Origin of the sequence: Sutterella massiliensis (assembly GCF_016899755.1) — a bacterium.
Lineage (GTDB): Bacteria > Pseudomonadota > Gammaproteobacteria > Burkholderiales > Burkholderiaceae_F > Sutterella > Sutterella massiliensis.
The window spans coordinates 40,427-59,783 of the sequence record NZ_JACJJC010000007.1; the positions used below are offsets into that span (position 1 = coordinate 40,427).

At 63.3% G+C, this 19,357-nt stretch carries 18 protein-coding genes; 9 read left to right on the forward strand and 9 right to left on the reverse strand.

From position 1 onward, the window contains the following. The first annotated feature begins 567 nt into the window (after nucleotides 1-567). The 8 genes from hybE (at nucleotide 568) to hypE (ending at nucleotide 9,234) form a co-directional block, all read left to right on the forward strand. On the forward strand, nucleotides 568-1,329 hold the full coding sequence (hybE, locus tag H6A60_RS05630) for a [NiFe]-hydrogenase assembly chaperone HybE (protein WP_205102436.1): 762 nt from the start codon (nucleotides 568-570) through the stop codon (nucleotides 1,327-1,329). Then, nucleotides 1,322-2,653 carry a hypothetical protein gene (locus H6A60_RS05635; RefSeq protein ID WP_205102437.1) on the forward strand — a complete coding sequence of 444 codons (1,332 nt, stop codon included), beginning with the start codon at nucleotides 1,322-1,324 and terminating at the stop codon, nucleotides 2,651-2,653. Before hybE ends, H6A60_RS05635 begins: the two co-directional genes overlap by 8 nt. A gap of 32 nt (nucleotides 2,654-2,685) precedes the next feature. Further along, a complete protein-coding gene (gene hypA / locus H6A60_RS05640; protein ID WP_205102438.1) occupies nucleotides 2,686-3,066 on the forward strand; it encodes a hydrogenase maturation nickel metallochaperone HypA in 381 nt (126 codons plus the stop codon). An 89-nt stretch (nucleotides 3,067-3,155) separates the two neighbouring features. Continuing rightward, nucleotides 3,156-4,007: a hydrogenase nickel incorporation protein HypB gene (gene hypB, locus H6A60_RS05645; RefSeq protein ID WP_205102439.1), complete on the forward strand. Its 852-nt coding sequence runs from the start codon at nucleotides 3,156-3,158 to the stop codon at nucleotides 4,005-4,007. Between the two features lie 118 nt (nucleotides 4,008-4,125). Then, nucleotides 4,126-6,681, forward strand: a complete 2,556-nt coding sequence (gene hypF / locus H6A60_RS05650; protein ID WP_205102440.1) for a carbamoyltransferase HypF — start codon at nucleotides 4,126-4,128, stop codon at nucleotides 6,679-6,681. A gap of 80 nt (nucleotides 6,682-6,761) precedes the next feature. After that, nucleotides 6,762-7,019 (forward strand): HypC/HybG/HupF family hydrogenase formation chaperone, encoded by a 258-nt coding sequence (locus tag H6A60_RS05655; RefSeq protein ID WP_205102441.1) that lies wholly within the window; start codon nucleotides 6,762-6,764, stop codon nucleotides 7,017-7,019. Next, nucleotides 7,016-8,131 carry a hydrogenase formation protein HypD gene (gene hypD / locus H6A60_RS05660; RefSeq protein ID WP_205102442.1) on the forward strand — a complete coding sequence of 372 codons (1,116 nt, stop codon included), beginning with the start codon at nucleotides 7,016-7,018 and terminating at the stop codon, nucleotides 8,129-8,131. Before H6A60_RS05655 ends, hypD begins: the two co-directional genes overlap by 4 nt. A 56-nt stretch (nucleotides 8,132-8,187) precedes the next feature. Then, a complete protein-coding gene (gene hypE / locus H6A60_RS05665; protein ID WP_205102443.1) occupies nucleotides 8,188-9,234 on the forward strand; it encodes a hydrogenase expression/formation protein HypE in 1,047 nt (348 codons plus the stop codon). A 92-nt stretch (nucleotides 9,235-9,326) separates the two neighbouring features. On the opposite strand, the gene H6A60_RS05670 is transcribed toward hypE, so the two are convergent. Then, nucleotides 9,327-10,049, reverse strand: coding sequence for a dihydrofolate reductase family protein (locus H6A60_RS05670; RefSeq protein ID WP_205102444.1), 723 nt, complete (start codon nucleotides 10,047-10,049; stop codon nucleotides 9,327-9,329). A gap of 630 nt (nucleotides 10,050-10,679) precedes the next feature. Here H6A60_RS05670 and H6A60_RS05675 point away from each other — a divergent pair. Then, on the forward strand, nucleotides 10,680-11,909 hold the full coding sequence (locus H6A60_RS05675; protein WP_205102523.1) for an MFS transporter: 1,230 nt from the start codon (nucleotides 10,680-10,682) through the stop codon (nucleotides 11,907-11,909). Nucleotides 11,910-12,179: 270 nt separating this feature from the next. Here the strand turns inward: H6A60_RS05675 and H6A60_RS05680 are convergent, their stop codons facing one another. The 8 genes from H6A60_RS05680 to H6A60_RS05715 all read right to left on the reverse strand — a co-directional run bounded on the left by H6A60_RS05680 (nucleotide 12,180) and on the right by H6A60_RS05715 (nucleotide 19,324). Further along, a complete protein-coding gene (locus H6A60_RS05680) occupies nucleotides 12,180-12,935 on the reverse strand; it encodes an ABC transporter permease (RefSeq protein WP_205102524.1) in 756 nt (251 codons plus the stop codon). 13 nt (nucleotides 12,936-12,948) lie between these two features. Beyond that, complete coding sequence (locus H6A60_RS05685; protein WP_338054843.1) at nucleotides 12,949-13,938, reverse strand: ABC transporter ATP-binding protein; 990 nt, start codon at nucleotides 13,936-13,938, stop codon at nucleotides 12,949-12,951. A gap of 170 nt (nucleotides 13,939-14,108) precedes the next feature. Then, entirely contained in the window at nucleotides 14,109-15,167 is a 1,059-nt protein-coding gene (locus tag H6A60_RS13920) for a TonB family protein (RefSeq protein WP_205102445.1), read from the reverse strand. Next, a complete protein-coding gene (locus H6A60_RS05695) occupies nucleotides 15,164-15,598 on the reverse strand; it encodes an ExbD/TolR family protein (protein ID WP_205102446.1) in 435 nt (144 codons plus the stop codon). The genes H6A60_RS13920 and H6A60_RS05695 overlap by 4 nt, the downstream gene beginning before the upstream one ends. 61 nt (nucleotides 15,599-15,659) lie before the next feature. Further along, on the reverse strand, nucleotides 15,660-16,430 hold the full coding sequence (locus tag H6A60_RS05700; protein ID WP_205102447.1) for a MotA/TolQ/ExbB proton channel family protein: 771 nt from the start codon (nucleotides 16,428-16,430) through the stop codon (nucleotides 15,660-15,662). A 29-nt stretch (nucleotides 16,431-16,459) separates the two neighbouring features. Beyond that, a complete protein-coding gene (locus H6A60_RS05705; protein WP_205102448.1) occupies nucleotides 16,460-17,011 on the reverse strand; it encodes a flavodoxin family protein in 552 nt (183 codons plus the stop codon). Between the two features lie 113 nt (nucleotides 17,012-17,124). Further along, nucleotides 17,125-17,664 (reverse strand): heme utilization cystosolic carrier protein HutX, encoded by a 540-nt coding sequence (hutX, locus tag H6A60_RS05710; RefSeq protein ID WP_205102449.1) that lies wholly within the window; start codon nucleotides 17,662-17,664, stop codon nucleotides 17,125-17,127. Nucleotides 17,665-17,746: 82 nt separating this feature from the next. Further along, nucleotides 17,747-19,324 (reverse strand): ABC transporter ATP-binding protein, encoded by a 1,578-nt coding sequence (locus H6A60_RS05715; RefSeq protein WP_205102450.1) that lies wholly within the window; start codon nucleotides 19,322-19,324, stop codon nucleotides 17,747-17,749. Nucleotides 19,325-19,357 lie beyond the last annotated feature (33 nt).

The window sequence follows — 19,357 nt, forward strand, 5'->3', positions numbered from 1 at the left end:
CGGAAAGACTCGTCGAGCCGCGCCCCTGCTTTTTCTGCGTTTATTCGTCCTGCTCTCAGACTTCGGTTCCGGCATGCGGCACCCGTTAACGTGCGGAACGTCGGCCCCGCCGCAACGGGAGCCGCATCCGACATACGCTTCAAGCGCGCTCGTTCGCCCCGTTCAAAGGCGTAAGCCGCCTTTGAACTGCGCGAGCGGCACCGAACCGGCGAAGCGGCGCGCAAGCGAAGCGTGAAGACAAAAAGAGCAACGAAAAAATCGAAAGCGAAGGGGACGGACGACAAAAACGTCTTCTGCCCCGCGCACACTTCAGAGATTAGGCGCGAGGGAGCGCGCTGCCTATCGGACGTCGGTAGAGATCGGACGAAAAACCCATCCGCCGAAAGACTTAGTTGTGATTAGAGAACTGCGCCTCCGAAAGCCGCGCCCCTACCAAATGATGAGTGCCAACTCGTCTTTCGACCGATTTCAAGCGCTCTATCCCCTCCATATACTTCAAAAATGGAGTGCGCTCCGCTCGGATCGGACGCGCCGCCTCTCACCCAGGGAAGGAGCCTCAAGCCACATATGGTCGCAGGAAACGCCAAAGGACAGCTTCGCGTGTTCGCACAGTCGCCGGCGGACGATTTCGAGCGCGGATTCCGCGAAATCGAAGCGTGCCGCATGCGGGGGCTGCCCGTCCTCAATCCGAAGCTCTCGGTCAAGGCCGTGCGCTTTCGGCGCTTCGGCAACGACTGGTTCGGCACCGTCGTGACCCCTTGGGCGATCTTCGCCGTTTATGCCTGCGGCGCGCGCGAAGCGTGGGTGGACCTGCCCTCGGGCGCCACCCGCACGATCGAACTTCCGGCGGGCGACTTCCCCTTTACCGCGATCGACGACGAGGTGCTCGGGCGCTTTCTTGCGCTCTCTTTAAAGAGCCCCGTGCTCGACGTGGGCGACCAGGAAACGGCCGAACTCATTGCAAACTTCGCCTTCGAAAACATGCTCACCGCGCAGGCGATCCCCGAAGACGACGAGGCGGCAACCGCTTGGGTGCCGCCCACGGCCGACGGCGAGCTGCGCCGCGTGATTCCGATTCGGATTGCGCCGCCCAAGGACATGGAAAAAACGCCGGCGCTCACGCCGAAGGCGCCTGAAGCGCCCGCCGAGGAAAGTCCCGCAGAACCGTTTTTTAAGAAGCGGCTCTCGCGCCGCGCGCTCTTCGCGGGCGCAAGCGCCTCTGCCAAGGATGACGCCCGCGTCGCAGACGCCGTCCAAGCTTCGCAGCCGTACCTCGAGAAAGCCGATCGCGCCGACCGAACGCCGACGCAGGGAGGCGCGCATGATTGAAACGGGTGCCATCCACGTCTGTGTCGGCATGAAGCCGACGGGGCGCCTCACGCTCTCGCTCACAAACACCCGGACGGCCGCACCCGCCCGACTTCTTTGCGCGCCCGAAAACCGCGGGAAGGCCCGACGTCTCGTGACGCTTCTCTTCGGCCTCTGCCCGATCGCGCAGCTCGTTGCGTTTGATGAAGCACGCGCGGCCGCGCTCGGCGTTCCCGGCCCCGTTGTTCGAACGGGCCGCCTCGCCGAGCTCGGCGTCGTTCTGGAAGCGATCGTCGAGACGATCCGCGTTCTCGTTGCCGACGCTGCCCGCATGGCCGGGCTCCAGCACGCACCCGAAGCCGGCCGCGCGATCGGCCGCATGCGCGTCGAACTCGGCCGCATCGTCGAAGTGCTTCTCTCGGCCGACCCTAGCGGGGACGCAGCCCTCTTCACGAGTCCCGCGCATCAGCGCCGCGTTGACGCAGGCTTTCGCTCGGCCGAAACGCTCCTAGAAGAAGCCCTTGCCGTCGCACGCAGTGCAGTTTACGGCGAAGCACCCGAGCGCTTCGACCTCGAGCGCAAAACTTGCGCGTCGCTTGAAGCTTGGGCACGCAGTCATGCGGCAGGCGAAAAGCCGCTCGCTGCCGCCGCGCTCTTCTCGCAAATGCTCGAAAAGGGCAAGGGTGCGTGCGAAATCGAAATTCCGTTTCTGCCCGTTCGAACAGAGAAGACGACGAACGCCTTTGCCGAGGAGCTGCTGAACCGCATGCTCGTTGAGACGGACTTCGAACTCTCGCCCTTCTGGCAGGGAACGCCCCGTCTCACGGGGACGCTCTCCCGCATGCGAAGCGCGCACCCGGCCGTCGAAACTCTTTTGGCCGAAAACGGCATCTCGCCCGTTTCGCTTTTGGGTTCGCGGCTCCTCGAACTCGCCATTGCGCTTCGGCACGCCAAGCGCCTTTTGGCCACCCGCGGCGAAGCGCCCTCGCGCGCCTACGCCGACTCGATCGTCTGGCATTTTGCCGAAGAAGAGAGCGGCGCGAAGCGCCGTGAGGCGATTTCGCTCGTCGAAACCGCTCGCGGCCTTTTGGCGCACGCCGTGCGGCTTGACGAATCGGGCGAAGTGGCGACGCTTCGCATCACGTCGCCGACAGAATGGCAGTTCGCGCCCTATGGCGCGGGGCAGCGCATTCTTCTCGCGCTCGTGAAGCGCTGCTACAACGACGCGCCGCCCGCTTCGCGCTGCCGGCTCGAAGCACAGGTGCGGCGCGTGCTCTTCGGGCTCGACCCCTGCGTGCCGATAGAATTTGCCTACACGGGCCGCGCGCAGCAGATTCCGGTTTAGCGTCCCACAAACACACAAAGGCCAAGCGACCCATGCACGAACTTTCCATCGCAGAAGGCATCATCGAAATCGTCGAACGCACGGCCGCCGCCAACGACGTGCGGTCCGTTCGAGCCGTGCGCGTAGCAATCGGCGAACTCGCGGGCGTCGACATCCCGAGTCTTGAATTTGCTTGGGAAAGCGTACGCAAAGGCGGCGTTGCCGAGAACGCAGTGCTCGAAATCGAGCGCCCGAAAGGCGAAGCCTGGTGTCTTGACTGCTGCCGGACGGTGCCGATGGCGCGCTACGGCGACCCGTGCCCCATCTGCGGCGGCTACCGGCTCACCGCCACGGGCGGCACCGAGATGCGGGTTATCGAGTTCATTGAACGCACCCCGGACGGTGAGAATTCGAACGAAGAGCGAGACTCATAACGCGATCGGCGCCTGGCCGACAAACCCCTGGAAGCACCGAACGCAACAAAGAAAAGTCAGACATTTGAAGACAACGGAGGGCTGATTACATGTGCACCACCTGCGGCTGCGGCGACCCGAACGCCGTTCACATGCATGTCGACGAAAACGGCAACATCACCGTGCACTCGCACGGGGATCACGACCATCATCACCATGAGCACGGTCACGCCCACGCGCATGAAGACGATCATGGGCACGGCCCGGCGCACGCGCATGCCGCTTCGACCCCGGCGGGCCGCGCCGTTGCGATTGAAGAAGACATCCTCGGGCGCAACAACGCCGTTGCAACGAAAAACCGCGCACTCTTGGCAGCGCGCCGCATACTCGCGCTCAACCTCGTATCGAGCCCGGGTTCGGGGAAAACGGAACTCCTCTCGGCAACGCTCAAGCGCCTCCTCGAACAGTCGGGCCCGAAGCCCCTCGTAATCGAAGGCGACCAGGAAACGGCCAACGACGCCGACCGCATCCGTTCGACGGGCGCGCGCGCCGTTCAGATCAATACCGGCAAGGGCTGTCACCTCGACGCCGCCATGATCGAGCGAGCGCTCGAAGTGCTTGACCCCGAACCTGAATCGATTCTCTTTATTGAAAACGTCGGCAACCTCGTCTGCCCGGCCGAGTTCGACTTGGGCGAAGCGCACAAGGTGGCGCTCCTTTCCGTCACGGAAGGCGAAGACAAGCCCCTTAAGTACCCGGACATGTTCCGCGCGGCCGACCTCGTTCTCATCACCAAGGTCGACCTCCTGCCCTATCTGCGTTTTGACGTCGAGAAGTGCGAAGCCTACGCGCGGCGCGTCAATCCTCGCGCGAAGATCATCCGCACGAGCGCGATCACGGGCGAAGGACTCGACACGTGGCTTAAGTGGCTCGAAGCCGAGCACACACTCGCCGGCATCTAGAGCGGACGCGGCCGAACCGCAGCGAGCACGCGAGAAAAGGAGTCGAAAGCGCGCACTGCGGCCGACGGCCTTCGAAACATTGACCATCCATGGACGGGCGGCAAGGAGGCGGCGCGGCATGACGAAGGAATTGCAAACCAGTGCGCACGACAATCGTGAAGCGCGCGTCGTGCGCGTCACGGGCCTCGTGCAGGGGGTGGGCTTTCGCCCGACCGTCTACCGCATTGCACTTGCGCTCGGCCTCACGGGGTTCGTCTTCAATGACGAAGCGGGCGTCGGGATCCATCTTGAAGGGCCGCGGGAAGCGCTCGAGCGCTTCCCAAAGGTGCTCCTAGACGAAAAGCCGCCCCTCGCGCGCATCGATACGATCGAAATGCACCCGGCCGAATGCCAAGGGCTTGAAGACTTCTCCATCACGGCTTCGCGCGCGGGCGGGCACGTGACGACCGCCATTACGGCGGATGCGGCAACGTGCAATGCATGTTTTGCCGATATGTTCGACCCCAAGGGGCGGCGCTGGCGCTACGCCTTCACAAACTGCACGCACTGCGGACCGCGCTTCACGATCACGCATTCGCTCCCCTATGACCGTCCGCAGACCTCGATGGCACGGTTTCCGATGTGCCCCGACTGTCTGCGCGAATACGAAGATCCGCTCGATCGGCGCTTCCACGCGCAGCCCAATGCCTGTCCCGTATGCGGACCGAAACTCGTTTTCACCGACGCTGCCGGCCGTGCGATTGCGGGCGACCCCGTTGAAAACGCCCTGCGATCGATCCTTGCGGGCGAAATCGTCGCGATGAAGGGAATCGGGGGCTTTCATCTCGTCTGCGACGCGCGCAGCGCGCAGGCGGTCGCCCGACTGCGCGCCCGCAAGCACCGCGATGAAAAGCCTTTGGCGATCATGGCGGCCAACGTCGCCTCGGCGCAGACCGTCGTTCAATTGAATGACGAAGAAAAGCGGCTCCTCCTTTCGCCCGCGCATCCGATCGTCCTTGCGAGAAAGCGCTCGGATCTTCCCGAGGGCGCCCTCAGCGGCATCGCCAACGGACTCGTCGAAATCGGCGTGATGCTCCCTTATGCGCCGCTTCATGCGCTTCTCTTCCACGAGTACCTCGGGCGTCCCGCCGGGACGGACTGGCTCGAACATCAGGCGATCGATCTCCTCCTCGTCATGACGAGCGCAAATCCCGGCGGTGAACCCCTCGTTACTGCAAACGACGAAGCGCTCGCGCGGCTCGGGCACATTGCCGACCGCTTTCTCATGCACAACCGCGACATTCTCGTGCGATGCGACGACTCGGTTGTGCGTGTCGCCAAGGTGCACGAACCCGCCCCCTGCCTGCGCCCGGTCTGGGTGCGCCGCGCGCGCGGCCTCGCCCCCGAAGCCGTGATGCTCGGAGACAACCCCAATGCCCGCGAAGCAGACGAGGCGGGCGTCGATGTGCTCGCGCTCGGCCCCTACCTCAAAAACACGGCGGCGGCCACACGCGGGCACGAAGCCTTTCTCACGCAGCACATCGGCGACCTCGAAAACGCCGCCACGGCAGAAGCCCTAGAAGAGGCGGTCGAACATCTCTCGGCCATTCTCGAACTTGAACCGCAGGCGTACGCCGCCGACTGCCATCCGGATTTCTTCTCGACGCGGCTTGCCGAACGGCTCGCACGCGACACAGGGAAACCGCTTCTCAAGGTTCCGCACCACGCCGCGCACGTCGGCGTCGTCATGGCCGAACTCGGCCGCACGTCGACCACCTTCGGCCTCGCGCTCGACGGCGTCGGACTCGGTCCCGAGGGCGGCATCTGGGGCGGAGAACTCCTCGCCGTCTCGGCAACGGGCTTCGAGCGGCTCGGCGCGCTTCGCGAGATCGCGCTACCAGGCGGCGACCGTGCAGCACGCGAGCCTTGGCGCATGGGGGCGGCCGTCTTGGTCGACATCGGTCGAGCAGATCTGATCGAGCCCTTTTTCGGCACCATGCCGCACGCGGGCGCCATCGCGGCGCTCGTGCGCTCGCCCTTGACGCGCAGGACGAGTGCTGCAGGGCGCTACTTCGACGCGGCCGCCGCAATCCTCGGCATCACGCTCGTGCAGCACGACGAAGCGACGGCCGCCATGCACTTTGAAGCGGCTGCCGCCGACTACGAGCGCCGCTCGGGCCCCGTTGTGCTCGAAAGCGAGTCGGCAGCGGGTGGCGCAGCCCTTTCTCAAAGAGCCCCCCTTGACCTGCCGCGACTCGACCTCCGGAAGCTTTATATCGAACTCGTGCAGGCGCGCCTCGCGGGTGTCGAGCCGGGGCTTGCCGCGGCAACCTTCCTCCACGGCTTTGCACTGAGCCTCGCCGACTGGACGATTGCGCGCTTGGCCGAGGTTCGATCGAGCTCGTACGTGACGACCGGCACCGCCCCATCAAGACCGATCGTCGCGCTCACGGGCGGATGCTTTTTGAACCGCGTGCTTCTCTCGGACGTCTCCGAGCGGCTCGCTGCCGCAGGATATGCCCCGCGCGTCCCGCAAAGCGTGCCGCCGGGCGACGGCGGTCTCGCGCTCGGAGAAGCCTGGCTCGCAAAGTGCTTCTTTGAAGCGCACCGGCGAACCGCATCGGCCCACGCACCACTTCCGACGGATCCCGAGTACGGCTTCGGACCTATTTCCAAAACCGACGCCTTCGCGTAGAACTGTAGAAACGAGTCCCGCACGGCCGACGCTCTCATGCGCGCCGGCCGCGCATCTTTCGATAGGAGCCGCTCGCCGCCATGTGTCTTGCCGTTCCCGCTCAACTCATCGCCGTCAACGCCGATGCGGCTCGCGCCCGAGCCGACTTCGGCGGCATTGAAAAAGAAATCGATGTCTCGCTCATTGACGAGCCGCGCCCGGGCGACTGGGTGATCGTGCACGTTGGCTTTGCGCTCAACCGCATCGACGAAGCGCAGGCCGCCGAAACGCTCGAACTATTGCGCACGACGGGCGCGGCCGACGCGGCTTCGGACGCCACCAAGGGAGCGGCCCAATGAAGTACGTCGACGAGTACCGCGGCGCCGAAGAAGCGCGCCGCATCACGGCCGAAATCGCGCGTACGGTGGTGCCTGACCGTCAGTACCGCTTCATGGAGTTCTGCGGCGGTCACACGCACGTCATCAGCCGCTGGGGGCTTGAAGACGTTTTGCCGCCCGCTGTGCACATGATTCACGGGCCGGGGTGTCCGGTGTGCGTGCTGCCGATCGGCCGCATCGACATGGCGATCGAGCTCGCGCTTCAAAAGGGCGTCATTCTCTGCACCTATGCCGACACCTTGCGCGTGCCCGCTTCAAAGGGGCTGTCGCTATTTAGCTGCCGCGCACAGGGCGGCGACGTACGCATGGTGTATTCGCCACTCGACGCGCTCAAAATCGCACGCGAGAATCCCGAACGCGAAGTCGTCTTCTTTGCCATCGGCTTTGAAACGACAACGCCGCCCACAGCCGCAGCGATCCTCGCCGCAGAGCGCGAAGGGCTCCAAAACTTTTCCGTTTTCTGCAACCACGTGCTGACGCCCGCCGCGATGGAGCACATTCTCGCGACAGCGCCCGAGCGCCCCGACGCGCCGAAGCTCGACGGGCTCGTCGGCCCCGCGCACGTCTCGACCGTGATCGGCTCGAACCCCTACAAGCCCTTTGCCGAGAAATGGAAGCTCCCCGTCGTGATCGCCGGGTTCGAGCCGCTTGACATGCTTTTGGCGGTTCTCATGCTCGTGCGCCAAGCGAACGAAGGACGCGCCGAGGTTGAAAACGAATTTGCACGCGCCGTCACCGCCGAAGGGAACTTGAAGGCCATTGCGCTCACCGACTCGATCTTCACGCTGCGCGAGCGCTTCGAGTGGCGGGGCTTGGGCAGCGTCGCGCACTCGGCACTGCGCCTCAGGGACGAATTCGCTTCGTTTGACGCCGAAAAGCGGTTTGAGATGCCCGAGCGCATCGTACGAGACAACAAAGCCTGCGAATGCGGCGCAATTCTGCGCGGCGAGAAAACGCCTCGCGAGTGTCGGCTCTTCGGCACCGTCTGCGTGCCCGCCCACCCGATCGGCGCCTGCATGGTGTCGTCCGAAGGTGCCTGTGCGGCTGCCTGGCGCTACGGCCGGCGCAGCTGACGCACAGCAAAAGCCAAGTGACAACGCAAAAAGCGACTCATTCAAGGAGGAAGAAAATGCCCGTCAAACCCGGCTATGCACGCAAAATCGACATCCGCCGCGGTGCCGTCGAAATGATCCACGGCTCGGGCGGGCGCGCCACGGCCGAACTCATCGAGCAGCTTTTTGCCGAACACTTTCGCAACGACTGGCTCGACCAAGGCCACGACGGCGCCGTGATGCCGCCGATAGTGCGCCCCGTTGCGGTTTCCTGCGACGCGCATGTCGTCAAGCCCCTCTTCTTCCCCGGGGGCGACATCGGACGCCTCGCCGTCTGCGGCACCGTCAACGACGTGGCGATGTGCGGTGCGAAGCCCCTTTACCTGAGCGCAAGCTTCATTCTCGAGGAAGGCTTTCCGCTCGCCGACCTTGAGTGCATCGTGTGCTCGATGGCCGAAGCCGCCCGTGAAGCCCGGGTTGCCATCGTCACGGGCGACACTAAAGTGGTTGAACGCGGCAAAGGCGACGGCGTCTACATTTCGACTTCGGGCATCGGCGAAAAGCTCACCGACCGAACGATCAGCGGCAAGAATGCGCAGCCGGGCGACAAGATCCTCGTCTCGGGCGCCATCGGCGAACACGGCATGACGATCATGTCGCTCAGAGAAAATATGACCTTCGGCACGACGCTCGAAAGCGACTGTGCGCCGCTTGCCGATCTTGTGGCCGACGTGCTCGCCGCAGCACCCGACACCCACGTGCTGCGCGACCCGACGAGAGGCGGCCTCGCAACGACGCTCAACGAAATCGCAGGCGAAAGCGGTGTCGGCATGATGCTTGAAGAAACGGCGATTCCCGTTTCCAACGCCGTTCGCGCCGCCTGCGAATTCCTGGGACTCGACCCGCTTTACGTGGCCAACGAAGGCAAACTTATCGCGATCGTCCCGGCCAACGAAGCCGACGCTGCACTCGCCGCCATGCACGCCAATGCACGCGGCAGGGACGCGGCCGTTATCGGTACGGTTACGGAAGCGCACCCGGGGTTTGTTGAAATGCGAACGCCGATGGGCGGCGTACGTACGGTCGACTGGCTCACAGGCGAACAATTGCCGCGCATCTGTTGAGCGCTTCTCGACCTTTTTTGAACCTATAGAGCCGGCGGCACGAACATTGCATCCGTACCGCCGGCTTTATTTATTCTTTTGCGCAGTGCGCGTTAGGCTGCCGAGTGCTCGACGCGGTAGCGCAGCCACACGACGCCGCCCGGGAGCGTTTTGGCTTCAATAAGTTCCAGAGGCTGCCCTGCGGCAGGCTGTTCGTGCGCTTCGCCCGCGTAACCCACAATCGAGGGGACGCCCGCGAGGCCGTCAACGGCCGGATAAACGAGAATCGAGAATTCGTCGATGAGGCCCGCCTTGAGGAAGCTGCCGTTGATGAGGCCGCCGCCTTCGAGCAGGATGAGCTTCACGCCGAAGGTTTCTTCGAGCGCGGCGAGCGCACCTTCGAGCTTTTTCTCGCCTTCGCCCTCAAAGACATAGGAGACGCCCACGCGGCGCAGTTCTTCGAGATAATCCTCGGCCGTATCGGGGGCGAGAACGGCGACGAGATGCTCGCCCGTCGAGAGCGTCGGCGTCGTGTAGCGGAGCTTGCCCTTCGGGTCCGTCACGACCGCTAGCATGCGGCCTTCGCGCTTGCCGACAAAGGGTGTCGGACGCGGCTCATCGGCGCCGCGCTTCCCCGCGGGCGCACCTTCCGAGATCGAATCGTCGTATTGCGCCATCGAGGTGCGGCCGATGAGCCAGCCGTCCGCGGGAAAATTCGACGCGGCGGCCTCATAGCACTCCGTAACGTTGACGGGATGGACGGGCTTCGTCCAACGGCCGGGCAAAAGACGGCCGTCGACGGATGAAATCATGTGGCAGACAACTTTGACTGTCATTGTGCGGTTTTCCTCCGAAAAAATACCGAGCGCAAAGCGCTCTCATTTTCTTTGCAAGTTCAATTCTGAACATGCCTCAGGTTTGCGAACGCCTTGATTTAACCGTTTCTTTGGCAATTTCGCTCATTCAGAAGTCGCACCTGTTTTGAGCTTTGCTTTCGCAAGCCTTCGAGGGGGTAAATGAGATAAGTTGGAGAGAGGCAACGGTTGCTCATGATCGTTGCTGTTTACATGCCTCTAAACCTCACCACAAGAGAAAGTCAATCGAAGCATTCGCTCTAGCAATCAATTCGCACCCAATTCGCCCTTATCCTTGCCGCTCGCTTCAGATTCACACGGATTCCAGTCCGTAAACTCGTTTCGTCCGCCGGAAAGCTTTTGCGCCGACGGACAACCGAGGGCGCATTTCCTCGGCGCGCGCCCGACTTTCGACGCAGCCGACAAGAAAAAGAAAAAACAACGGAGGCCGCTTTGACGTCTTTGCATCCGGCATCAACGCAAGAGAAAAAAGAATCAACGACTTCGGAAGACGCACGCGCAGCAACGTCTACCGCGAAAGAAACACATGAAACCGCCGGCAGCTCGCCGCGCAGCTTTTTCTCGCCGCCCGCAGAAAATTCGCGCCTTTTTCTGCTCCTCTTTCTTGCCGCGTTGGCGGCGTTCGGTCCGTTTGTCACGGACTTTTACCTGCCGACGCTCCCCGAACAGGCGCTCGACTTCCAAACGTCGCCTTCGACTGTGCAGCTCGGGCTTTCGATGACAATGTGGGGGCTCGCGATCGGGCAGCTCTTTGTCGGACCGCTCTCCGACGTCAAGGGGCGGCGCAAGCCGCTCCTTTGGAGCCTACTTGTCTTCGCCGCCTCAACGTTCGGCGCAGCAGCGGCACCGAACGTCCAAATTTTCCTCGCGATGCGTTTTCTTGAGGGCCTCGGCGCCTCGGGTGCGATCGTGATGTCGCGCGCCGTCGCGGCAGACCGCTATACGGGCAAAGCACTCGGGAGCTTCATGGGCGTCATGGGTTCGATCCAGGGCATTGCGCCGATCACGGCACCGCTTTTGGGTTCGCTCATTGCGGACGCCATCGGCTGGCGCGGAATCTTTTGGATTCTCTTTGCAGCGGGCATCGTGCTCCTTGCGATCACCTTTACGCGCCTCGCGGAAACACGCTCGCCCGCCGACAGACGCCGCAGCACCAAAAGCAAGGCAACCCCCGACGTCGTTCCGCAAAGCGCCTCGGCGATCGAGGAGCGCACGCCGGAGCCGTCGGAAACGCTTGGGACGAGCGTACGGCGGCTTTTCGGCGACCCGGTGTTCGTTGCAATCGTACTTCAGCAGATCTTTTCGTCGGCCGTGCTCTTCGCGCACATCGCCTCGTCGCCTTTTATCTTCCAGACGCACTTCGGACTCTCTGCCACCGAGTACGGCTTCTTCTTCGGCGCCATGGCACTCGGCATTGCGGCGGGCGCCGCTTTCTCCGGCAAGCTCGCTTCGCCCGCCTTTGCGATGCTCGCGGGGGCAGTCGGCATGCTCGCCGCCTCCTCGGGCGTCGCCGCGCTCTACGCGGCCGAAGCTTCTTTATTGGCGATCGTCCCCGTCTATTTCGCACTCCTCGTGATGCTCGGACTCACGCTGCCCGCTGCCATGACGGCAGCCCTTTCGCGCCATCGTCCGCGCTCGGGGCTTGCCGCTGCGATTCTCGGCGCCGTCGGTTTCGGGGGCGGCGGCCTGGTAGCCCCGCTCACGTCGATCGGTGAGGCAACCACGTCGACGGCGATACTTTTCATCGCCTCCTCGGCGTTTCTTTGCGTAATCGGCGTCGCCTTGATGCGGCGCATGAAGCGCGAAGCGGCACAAGCATGAACCAAGCACACACAAGGTCGGCTGGGATACGACGATCATCCCGACCGTGATGCTCATGTGACAGTTCGGAAGTCAAAGACAGCCCGATGACGGACGGCAACACGGCCGCCTGGGGCTTCGGGATCGGCGTCGACTACAAGGTTTGGTAACCGGCGCACCGAACGACCGGACTTGATTCGGGCCAGCCTCGAGCGCAGACCGAACGATTAGAAAATGGCTTGGGACCTCGCGTGATCCCAAGCCTTTTTGCTTGCCGCAAGCGTCAGCGTCTCAGGCACGGATCTTCCAGCCGCGGGTCACAAGCGTCACGGCGGCCGCCATGACAGCGAGCGCCGTGAGCGCGACGATCATGAGCGAGAGCGGCGCATTCGTCGTACCGGTTCCGAAAAAGCCCTGACGGAAGCCGTCGACAAGATAAAAAAACGGATTGAAGAGACTCAGCTGCCGCCAGACGGGCGGGAGCGACTCGACCGAATAAAAAACGCCCGAAAGGAACGTGAGCGGCATCACGACAAAGTTCATCACGGCGCCCATCTGATCGTACTTCTCGGCCCAGAGCGCCGTGATGAGACCGAGCGAAGCCATGATGATCACGCCGCAGAAGGCGAACGCAAAGAGATAGAAGGGATTTGCCACCGAAGGCGCCGCCCAGACCATGCAGACGACGTAAACACCGATTCCGGCTATCGCCGCGCGCACAAAGCTCGCGCAGATGTAGGCCGCCGCGATCGCGGGTCCCGGGATCGCGGGGAGCAGGATGAAAACGAGGTTCCCCGAAATCTTCGACTGAATGAGCGACGAGGCCGTATTGGAAAAGGCGTTTTGCAGCACCGTCATCATAATGAGCCCCGGGACAATGAAGCTCGTGTAGCTCACGCCCGCATAGACGGGGAGGTGCTTCTCAAGCGCTTCGCCGAAAACGACAAGGTAGAGAAAGCTCGTGAGTACGGGCGCAAAAAGCGTGTGCTTCCAGACCTTGAGAAAGCGAATCGTTTCTTTGGAAAAAAGCGTCCAAAATGCAATCAGGGCATCCGACACGTCAGACTCCGCCGTGAGAGGGTTGATTGGCTTCGGTAGGAGCGCCGGCATTGTCGACGCGAGCGGACGTCACTTCAAGAAACACGTCTTCGAGACTCGGCTGCCCGACCGTCAGGTTTTCGATGTCCACCCCCGCCCGCGCGAATGCGGCAAGCTTTTCCCCCGCATCGCGCGCGTCGGCAAGACGCAGTACGATGTCGGCGCCGTGTCGGCGCATGAGGTCGGCCTCAAGCGCCTTGGGTAGCTCCCCGCGCAAGATGCGGCACTTCATCGCGCGTCCCTCAAAGCGCGAGAGGAGCGCCTCGGTGCGGTCGAGCGCCGCCAAACGACCTCGGTTCATGATCGCGACGCGGCTGCAGAGCGCCTGCGCCTCCTCAAGGTGGTGCGTCGTCAGAATGATCGTGCGGCCTTCGCTGTGAAGCCGTCCGATAAAGGCCCAGAGGTTTTCGCGCAGCTCCACGTCGACCCCAGCCGTCGGCTCGTCGAGGACGATGAGTCGGGGCTTGTGCACAAGCGCCTGCGCGACGAGAACGCGCCGCTTCATGCCGCCCGAGAGCGCACGCATGGAGGCGTCCGCCTTTTCGGTGAGCCCCAGGTGAAAGAGAATTTCGTCGATCCAGTCGTCGTTGCCGCGTACGCCCCAGTAGCCCGACTGAAAGCGCAGCGTCTCTCGCACCGTGAGAAACGGATCGAACGTGATCTCCTGCGGCACAATCCCGACATGACGGGCCGCGCGGCGCCGCTCTTTGGCGCAATCGATGCCGAAGACGCGAATCGTGCCTTCGGTCGGCCGAACAAGACCGCCCAGCGCGGAAATGAGCGTCGTTTTCCCGGCGCCGTTCGGACCGAGGAGTCCGAAGAATTCGCCCTCTTCAACCTCGAGCGAAAGTCCTTCGAGCGCCACCGTGCCCGAGGCATAGACCTTTCTCAAATCCGATACCGAAAGCGCGGCGGGCTTTGCCGTCGCGTCGGACGTCTCTATTTCGTTCACGAAATTCACGAGAGCAAACTCTCCGTAGGTTTGGACGGGCTGCGGGCGCAAAGGGCTGCACGCGAGCACCCGGTGCCGGACCGCGTTCGGGCGATCCGGCGAGAAACTTTTTGCGGTCGACCGCGCGACGATTCTAATCGCGGCGTTCCCGCCGCGAAGCGCGCCGCGCCTTATCGCGACGTGAGTAAGAACCGTACGGGCACTTCAAGGCGCACGGCGCGCTTGAGTTTCGTTGCCACGCCGAGAAGCGGTTTGGCCGCGGCCTTGGCCGCACGATTCAAAAGCGACGACGCGCTCTTTTGAAGCACCTCGACCTCGGTGACGAGCCCCTGTGCGTTCACGTGAACGCCCAAGAGCACCGTCCCCGTCTGATTCGTCTGCCGCGCGCGGCGCGGATAGCGCTTGTTGGCTTCGATGATCGACATGATCTCGGCGAGCGCTCGGGTTTCGTCCGTTGCGTCGCCAGCTCTGCCGCTTCCGGCAAAGCCGCCCGGTACGCCCGAAACCGAGCCGCTTGCCCCGGCACCGCCCTCAGCAGACTCAGCCGAACCGCTCGCGGCAGCGCCGGCCGCAGCTGCGCTCGATCCCGCATCGTCCTTCGGCGCGATCGATGCTTTCGGCTCCTGCGGCGCAGCGGCCGTTTTCTCGACCTTGGGCGTTTGCCGCACCTTTTTCACCACGGGTTTCGGCGCAGGCTTCGGGAGCGGCTTTGCCTTTTCCGGTTCGGGCTTGGGCTCAAGTTTCGGCGCCGGCTGCGGCAGTGGAACGGGAACAGGCTCAGGCATGGCCTCCGGTTGGGATTCCGTTTTTGGAGAAGACTCCGGCACGGTTTCGGGCGGCACCTCCTCCTGGGGCTTAGGCTCCGAAAGCGGCTTTTCTTCGGGTTCGGGCGGCGGTTCGGGTTGGACAATCGGTTTCGGCTCGGGCCGAGCTTCAATCGAAAAGTCGCTCTCTTCGACCGTGTGCTCGAAAAGCTGCTCCGTACGCGGCACGGGGGCTGGCGTCAGGGGCGCCTCTCGAATTTCCATTTGAAGGGTCTCGATCGCGCCGCCCGCGGGCGCTGCCGCCAACGCCGGGAGCGCAGGCACTGCAACGGCTTCGCTCGCCGCGTCAAACGTCATCAGTGCAGCCACTGCGAGCGCGGTGGCGCAGACGGTCGCGCGGGCAAACCGCGTTGCGCGCTCGGCTTCGGTGGGCACGGCCTTCTTTCTTCTTTTCACCTTTGTCACGATGATGCTGCTCTTGAGGGCGAAGCCGACTCAGGGGATTCGGGGCGGCGCGTGCTGATCACGAAGCGCCCGTTGCGCTTCGTCTTCGCCAAGTCCATCACGGCGACAAAGCGCGAGAACGGCGCCTCTTCGTCCATGTAAATGTTGAGAAGCCGCTCGGGCGCTTCGTCAAGCGCGCGGGCAATCTCCTCGATCGTCGCGGGTGCGGCGTTCAAGTAGAGCGTGCCGTCGGCCTTCACCGACACGAGCAGTTCGTTGCGCGCCTGCGACGTCTCGGCGTTCGTCGCCTCGGGGAGAATGACTTCGAGCACGGGTTTGGAAAAGCTCATCGTCAGCACGAAAAAGATGATGAGCATAAAAAGGCAGTCGATGAGCGGCGTGAGATCGATCTGCGGCTCGTCTTCAAAGCTGCCGAAGAGATTGGTGTCCATTGGGCGTCCTTTCTCTCGAATGCGTGGGCGGTTGGGTCCTTTTCAAAGCGTCGGTGCGCGGTCAGAATGTCGCGTCCGCGCTGGCGTAGCCGGCGGAACGGCGGCGGTTTTCGCGCGCTTTTGCGTCGCTCGCCGCATTCGCTCGTTCGCACCCGCCCTGTGCCGCAGCTGCGTTTTGCGTGTCACGCTCGTTCTCGCAAACTCCATCGGACGCACGGCGGCGCAGCCGTCGGCAGACTTCGAGCGCACGATAGCTGTGCTCAACCGCCTCAATGTGGAAACCTCGGAACTTGAGCATCAGGTAGTAGTAGGCCATGAGGGTCGGAATCGCGACGCAAAGCCCCATGATCGTCGTGATGAGCGCCGACCAAATGCCCGAAGCGAGCACCGTGGCATTGGCGTGCGAAAAGTCCTCCATCGCCTGAAAAACCGCCACCATGCCCCAAACAGTCCCGAGAAGTCCGAGAAGCGGCGAGATCACGGAAATGAGCTTGAGCCAGCAGAGCGCGTTGTTGACGCGCTTGAAATTGCGATGGAAGAGATAGCCCACTTCGGCGCGCACGTCGTCGGAGTGCTGCGCGTGCGTCGTCACGATTTCGTAAATGATGCGGATGAGCGGATTGGCGCGCTTCGGGTCGACGCTTCGCAGGCACCGGTCCTCACCGCGCTCGAGATCGAGAAAGTCGCGGCGGAAATTGCGCCAGACGGCCGCCATGTAAAAGAGCTGCCAGAGAATGAGGTAAAGCGAGAGGAGCGCCACAGCGACGAGCACAACGCCCGCCGGACCGATCATGGCGTAGATCTCGAAGAGATTGTCGGAAGAAAACGTCATGGTGAAGCCTCTTCAGTACGCGTTGGATTTCAGGCAGTTTCAGTCGCGCTGCCGCTCGTGCTCCTTGCAAAGCGCTCGGCAAAGTACGCGGCTGCAGCAATGAGGTCCATGCGGTTCGGATGCGTTTCTGCAGCCGACCAGCGTTGGGCGCGCTCGGGCGTCACGGGCATCGACTGCGAAAGCTTGGGATCGATGCGGCCGCGGCAGAGGAAGGTGCCCGCGAGCACATTGCCGCGATCGTCGCCGATCAAATCGCTCGACGTGCGCATCATCCAGTCCTTCGCGCGCGGCGTGTCGGGCTCACCGCCCAGGGTGGCGAAGCAGGCAACGCGCTTCCCCGCGAGCTTCGCAGCTGCGCGCTTCATGTCGGCGGGCGCGCGGCCGCAGTCGCACCAGAACCCGAGAATGACGGGGTCGTACTGCGAAAGCGACTCGGGCATTGCCTCGGCCGCCACGAGTTCGGCCCCGGGGAGCGCATCGCGCACGGCGTAGGCAACCGTGCGGGTGTTGCCCGTTCGAGAGCTCACGACGACAAGGGGCTTTGTAGCAGCGGACTTTTCAGGCGTTTCAATGACGTTCATGGCAAGGAACTTCCTTTTCTTCTGAGCGTGAAGGATTCGGCATCGGCGGCACGCATCAACGATCGCAAGTACGTGCCGAAACATGCCGATACGGCAGCGGGTGAACGGGCGGCTTATTGCGCGGCGCCGCAGAACGTTCGACGCGCCGCCAGGAACGCTTCGCGCACCGAATCGATGATCTTGTGGTTTTCTCGGCCCGCGTAGACGGCAAAAGCCGCCTCGCCCGCCTTGTTGAAGAACTGCACGGAAAGCGACTCGCGGTTCATGAAGGGCAGGGACGCGAAGACAATCGCCTCAAGGTCGAGATAGTTGATGTGCCCGCCGATCGCGGCGTTTTTCGAGAGGATGTTGTAGTAGCCGCGCGCAGCCTTGCCGATGCTGATTTTCCCTTCGATTTCAAAAACGTTGCCGGCGTGCACGACGAAAAGCGTCGCCTTTTCCCATTGAGCGAGAGCCGCCCAGACATCGGCAAAGCGCTCGGCGGCATCGCCTTCGACAAAGGCGACCGCCGACTCGGGCATCAGGCGCGCGGCCTCAAGCGGCGTCGTACCGAGTTTCCGGGCGGCAATACCGAAGGTGACCGGATAGGGCGCCTTCAGGATTTCTTCGATCAGGGCGGTCTGTTCGGCAGTGGGCGTAAGTCGGTTCATCATCGATTCCTTTTGGTTTTTAGAAATTGTTTTTGATTCCGTTGAAAGTGACGGGGCTTAGCTAAAACGCCGCTCTGTCACGGCGTCAGGCACGCGTCTGCGCTCCCGCACCTCTGAAGGCCTCGGCAAGCAGGGCGTCGCTTTCTCGGCCGGCCGCGCGAACGCACGCCATGTCGAGCGCGCGGTCGCAGGCGTCAAGGAGCTCGAGGTCGTGCGTGATGAGAAAGACCGCGCGGCCCCGCTCGCCCTTTCGGGCTTCGGCTTTGAGGAGCGCCGAAATGGCGGCCATGTTGGCGCCGTCCAGGCCCGAGGTCGGCTCGTCAAGGATGAGAACGGCGGGATCCTTGACGAGCGCGCAGGCGATCACGAGGCGCTGCTTCTCGCCGCCCGAAAGACTCTGCGGATGACGCTGCGCGAGGTGCGAGAGGCGCAGTGCCGAGAGAAGCGCATCAATGCGCGCTTCGTCGTCGGCAGTGAGCGCCGCCCTGCGTAGTCCTGCGAAAAGGCCGAAGCGCTTCGAGCGGCCGGCCGCCGCCTTCATGCCGATAGCCGCCCGCATGGCAAATTCGACCTCTTCGCGTACGGTGCGCATCTGCAGTTGATGGTCGGCGTTCTGAAGTACGAGTCCGGCCGAAGGCATTAGCCCATCGCGACCGAGCGACTCGCCGTCGAGCGAAAAGTCGCCTTCGGCCGACTCGAGGCCCGTGAGAATGCGTGCGAGCGTCGTCTTGCCGGTGCCGTTGTCGCCGATAAGAGCGGTAATCCCGGCAGGCACTTCGAAAGAGACGGCCGAAAAAAGCGGCGCCTTCCCCGGATAGGCAAAGCGAAGGTTCTTGACGCCCAAGCGCGCAGGCGTCTCCACTCTCGAGAGCTCGGCGCCCAAGGGCGCAACGGGCACGCGCGGCAGACGCGTTCTCGGATCAGCAAGTGCTGCGCGCCGCAGCCCGAACTCGGCGCGCAGCGCCTCGTCTTCGAGCATCGAAAACGGACCGCGCCGGCAAATTTCACCCGCACGCATCACGAGCACTTCGTCGGCCAAGTCTTTGAGCCAATAAAGGCGGTGGTCGACGATGAGAATCGCCGCACCCGCAGCCTTGAGTTCGCCCAAGAGCCGCGCGAGCGCCTCGGTCGCTTCCGGGTCGAGATTGGCGGTCGGCTCGTCCAGGATGAGCGCCTTGGGACCGAGCGCGAGAATGCCCGCGAGCCCCACCTTTTGCTTTTGCCCTTCGGAGAGCGCATGAATGTCGCGCCCGAGGAGCGCCGTGATCCCCATGCGGCGGGCGGCGTCCGCCACGCGCGCTTCGATCGCAGCAGGCGCGAACCCGCGGCTTTTGAGCGCAAAGGCAATCTCGTCGCCGACGTTGAGCGCAAAGAACTGTGCTTCAGGATCCTGAAAGAGCGTTCCGATGTGCTCGGCAAGCGAAGCGACGGGCGTCGCTGCCGCATCGAGCCCGTTCACCGAAACTTCACCCGAGAGGCTGCCGCCGAGAATCTGCGGCGCGAGCCCGTTCACAAGCCGCATGATCGTCGTCTTCCCGCAGCCCGAGGCCCCGGTGACCAGTTTGATTTCGCCGGGCGCCACGCTGAGGTTGAGATCCTTCACGGCGGCGTCGCTGCAGTTCGGATACGTGTAGGTGACGTGCTTGAGTTCAATTCCGGTCATATCGGCCGTTTGTCCAAAGAGAATTCAATCGAA

Bases quoted from the DNA above. Each gene is read 5' to 3' on its own strand.
- hybE (WP_205102436.1), top strand. From the start codon at position 568: ATGGTCGCAGGAAACGCCAAAGGACAGCTTCGCGTGTTCGCACAGTCG.
- H6A60_RS05635 (WP_205102437.1), top strand. From the start codon at position 1,322: ATGATTGAAACGGGTGCCATCCACGTCTGTGTCGGCATGAAGCCGACG.
- hypA (WP_205102438.1), top strand. From the start codon at position 2,686: ATGCACGAACTTTCCATCGCAGAAGGCATCATCGAAATCGTCGAACGC.
- hypB (WP_205102439.1), top strand. From the start codon at position 3,156: ATGTGCACCACCTGCGGCTGCGGCGACCCGAACGCCGTTCACATGCAT.
- hypF (WP_205102440.1), top strand. From the start codon at position 4,126: ATGACGAAGGAATTGCAAACCAGTGCGCACGACAATCGTGAAGCGCGC.
- H6A60_RS05655 (WP_205102441.1), top strand. From the start codon at position 6,762: ATGTGTCTTGCCGTTCCCGCTCAACTCATCGCCGTCAACGCCGATGCG.
- hypD (WP_205102442.1), top strand. From the start codon at position 7,016: ATGAAGTACGTCGACGAGTACCGCGGCGCCGAAGAAGCGCGCCGCATC.
- hypE (WP_205102443.1), top strand. From the start codon at position 8,188: ATGCCCGTCAAACCCGGCTATGCACGCAAAATCGACATCCGCCGCGGT.
- H6A60_RS05670 (WP_205102444.1), bottom strand. From the start codon at position 10,049: ATGACAGTCAAAGTTGTCTGCCACATGATTTCATCCGTCGACGGCCGT.
- H6A60_RS05695 (WP_205102446.1), bottom strand. From the start codon at position 15,598: ATGGACACCAATCTCTTCGGCAGCTTTGAAGACGAGCCGCAGATCGAT.
- H6A60_RS05700 (WP_205102447.1), bottom strand. From the start codon at position 16,430: ATGACGTTTTCTTCCGACAATCTCTTCGAGATCTACGCCATGATCGGT.
- H6A60_RS05705 (WP_205102448.1), bottom strand. From the start codon at position 17,011: ATGAACGTCATTGAAACGCCTGAAAAGTCCGCTGCTACAAAGCCCCTT.
- hutX (WP_205102449.1), bottom strand. From the start codon at position 17,664: ATGATGAACCGACTTACGCCCACTGCCGAACAGACCGCCCTGATCGAA.
- H6A60_RS05715 (WP_205102450.1), bottom strand. From the start codon at position 19,324: ATGACCGGAATTGAACTCAAGCACGTCACCTACACGTATCCGAACTGC.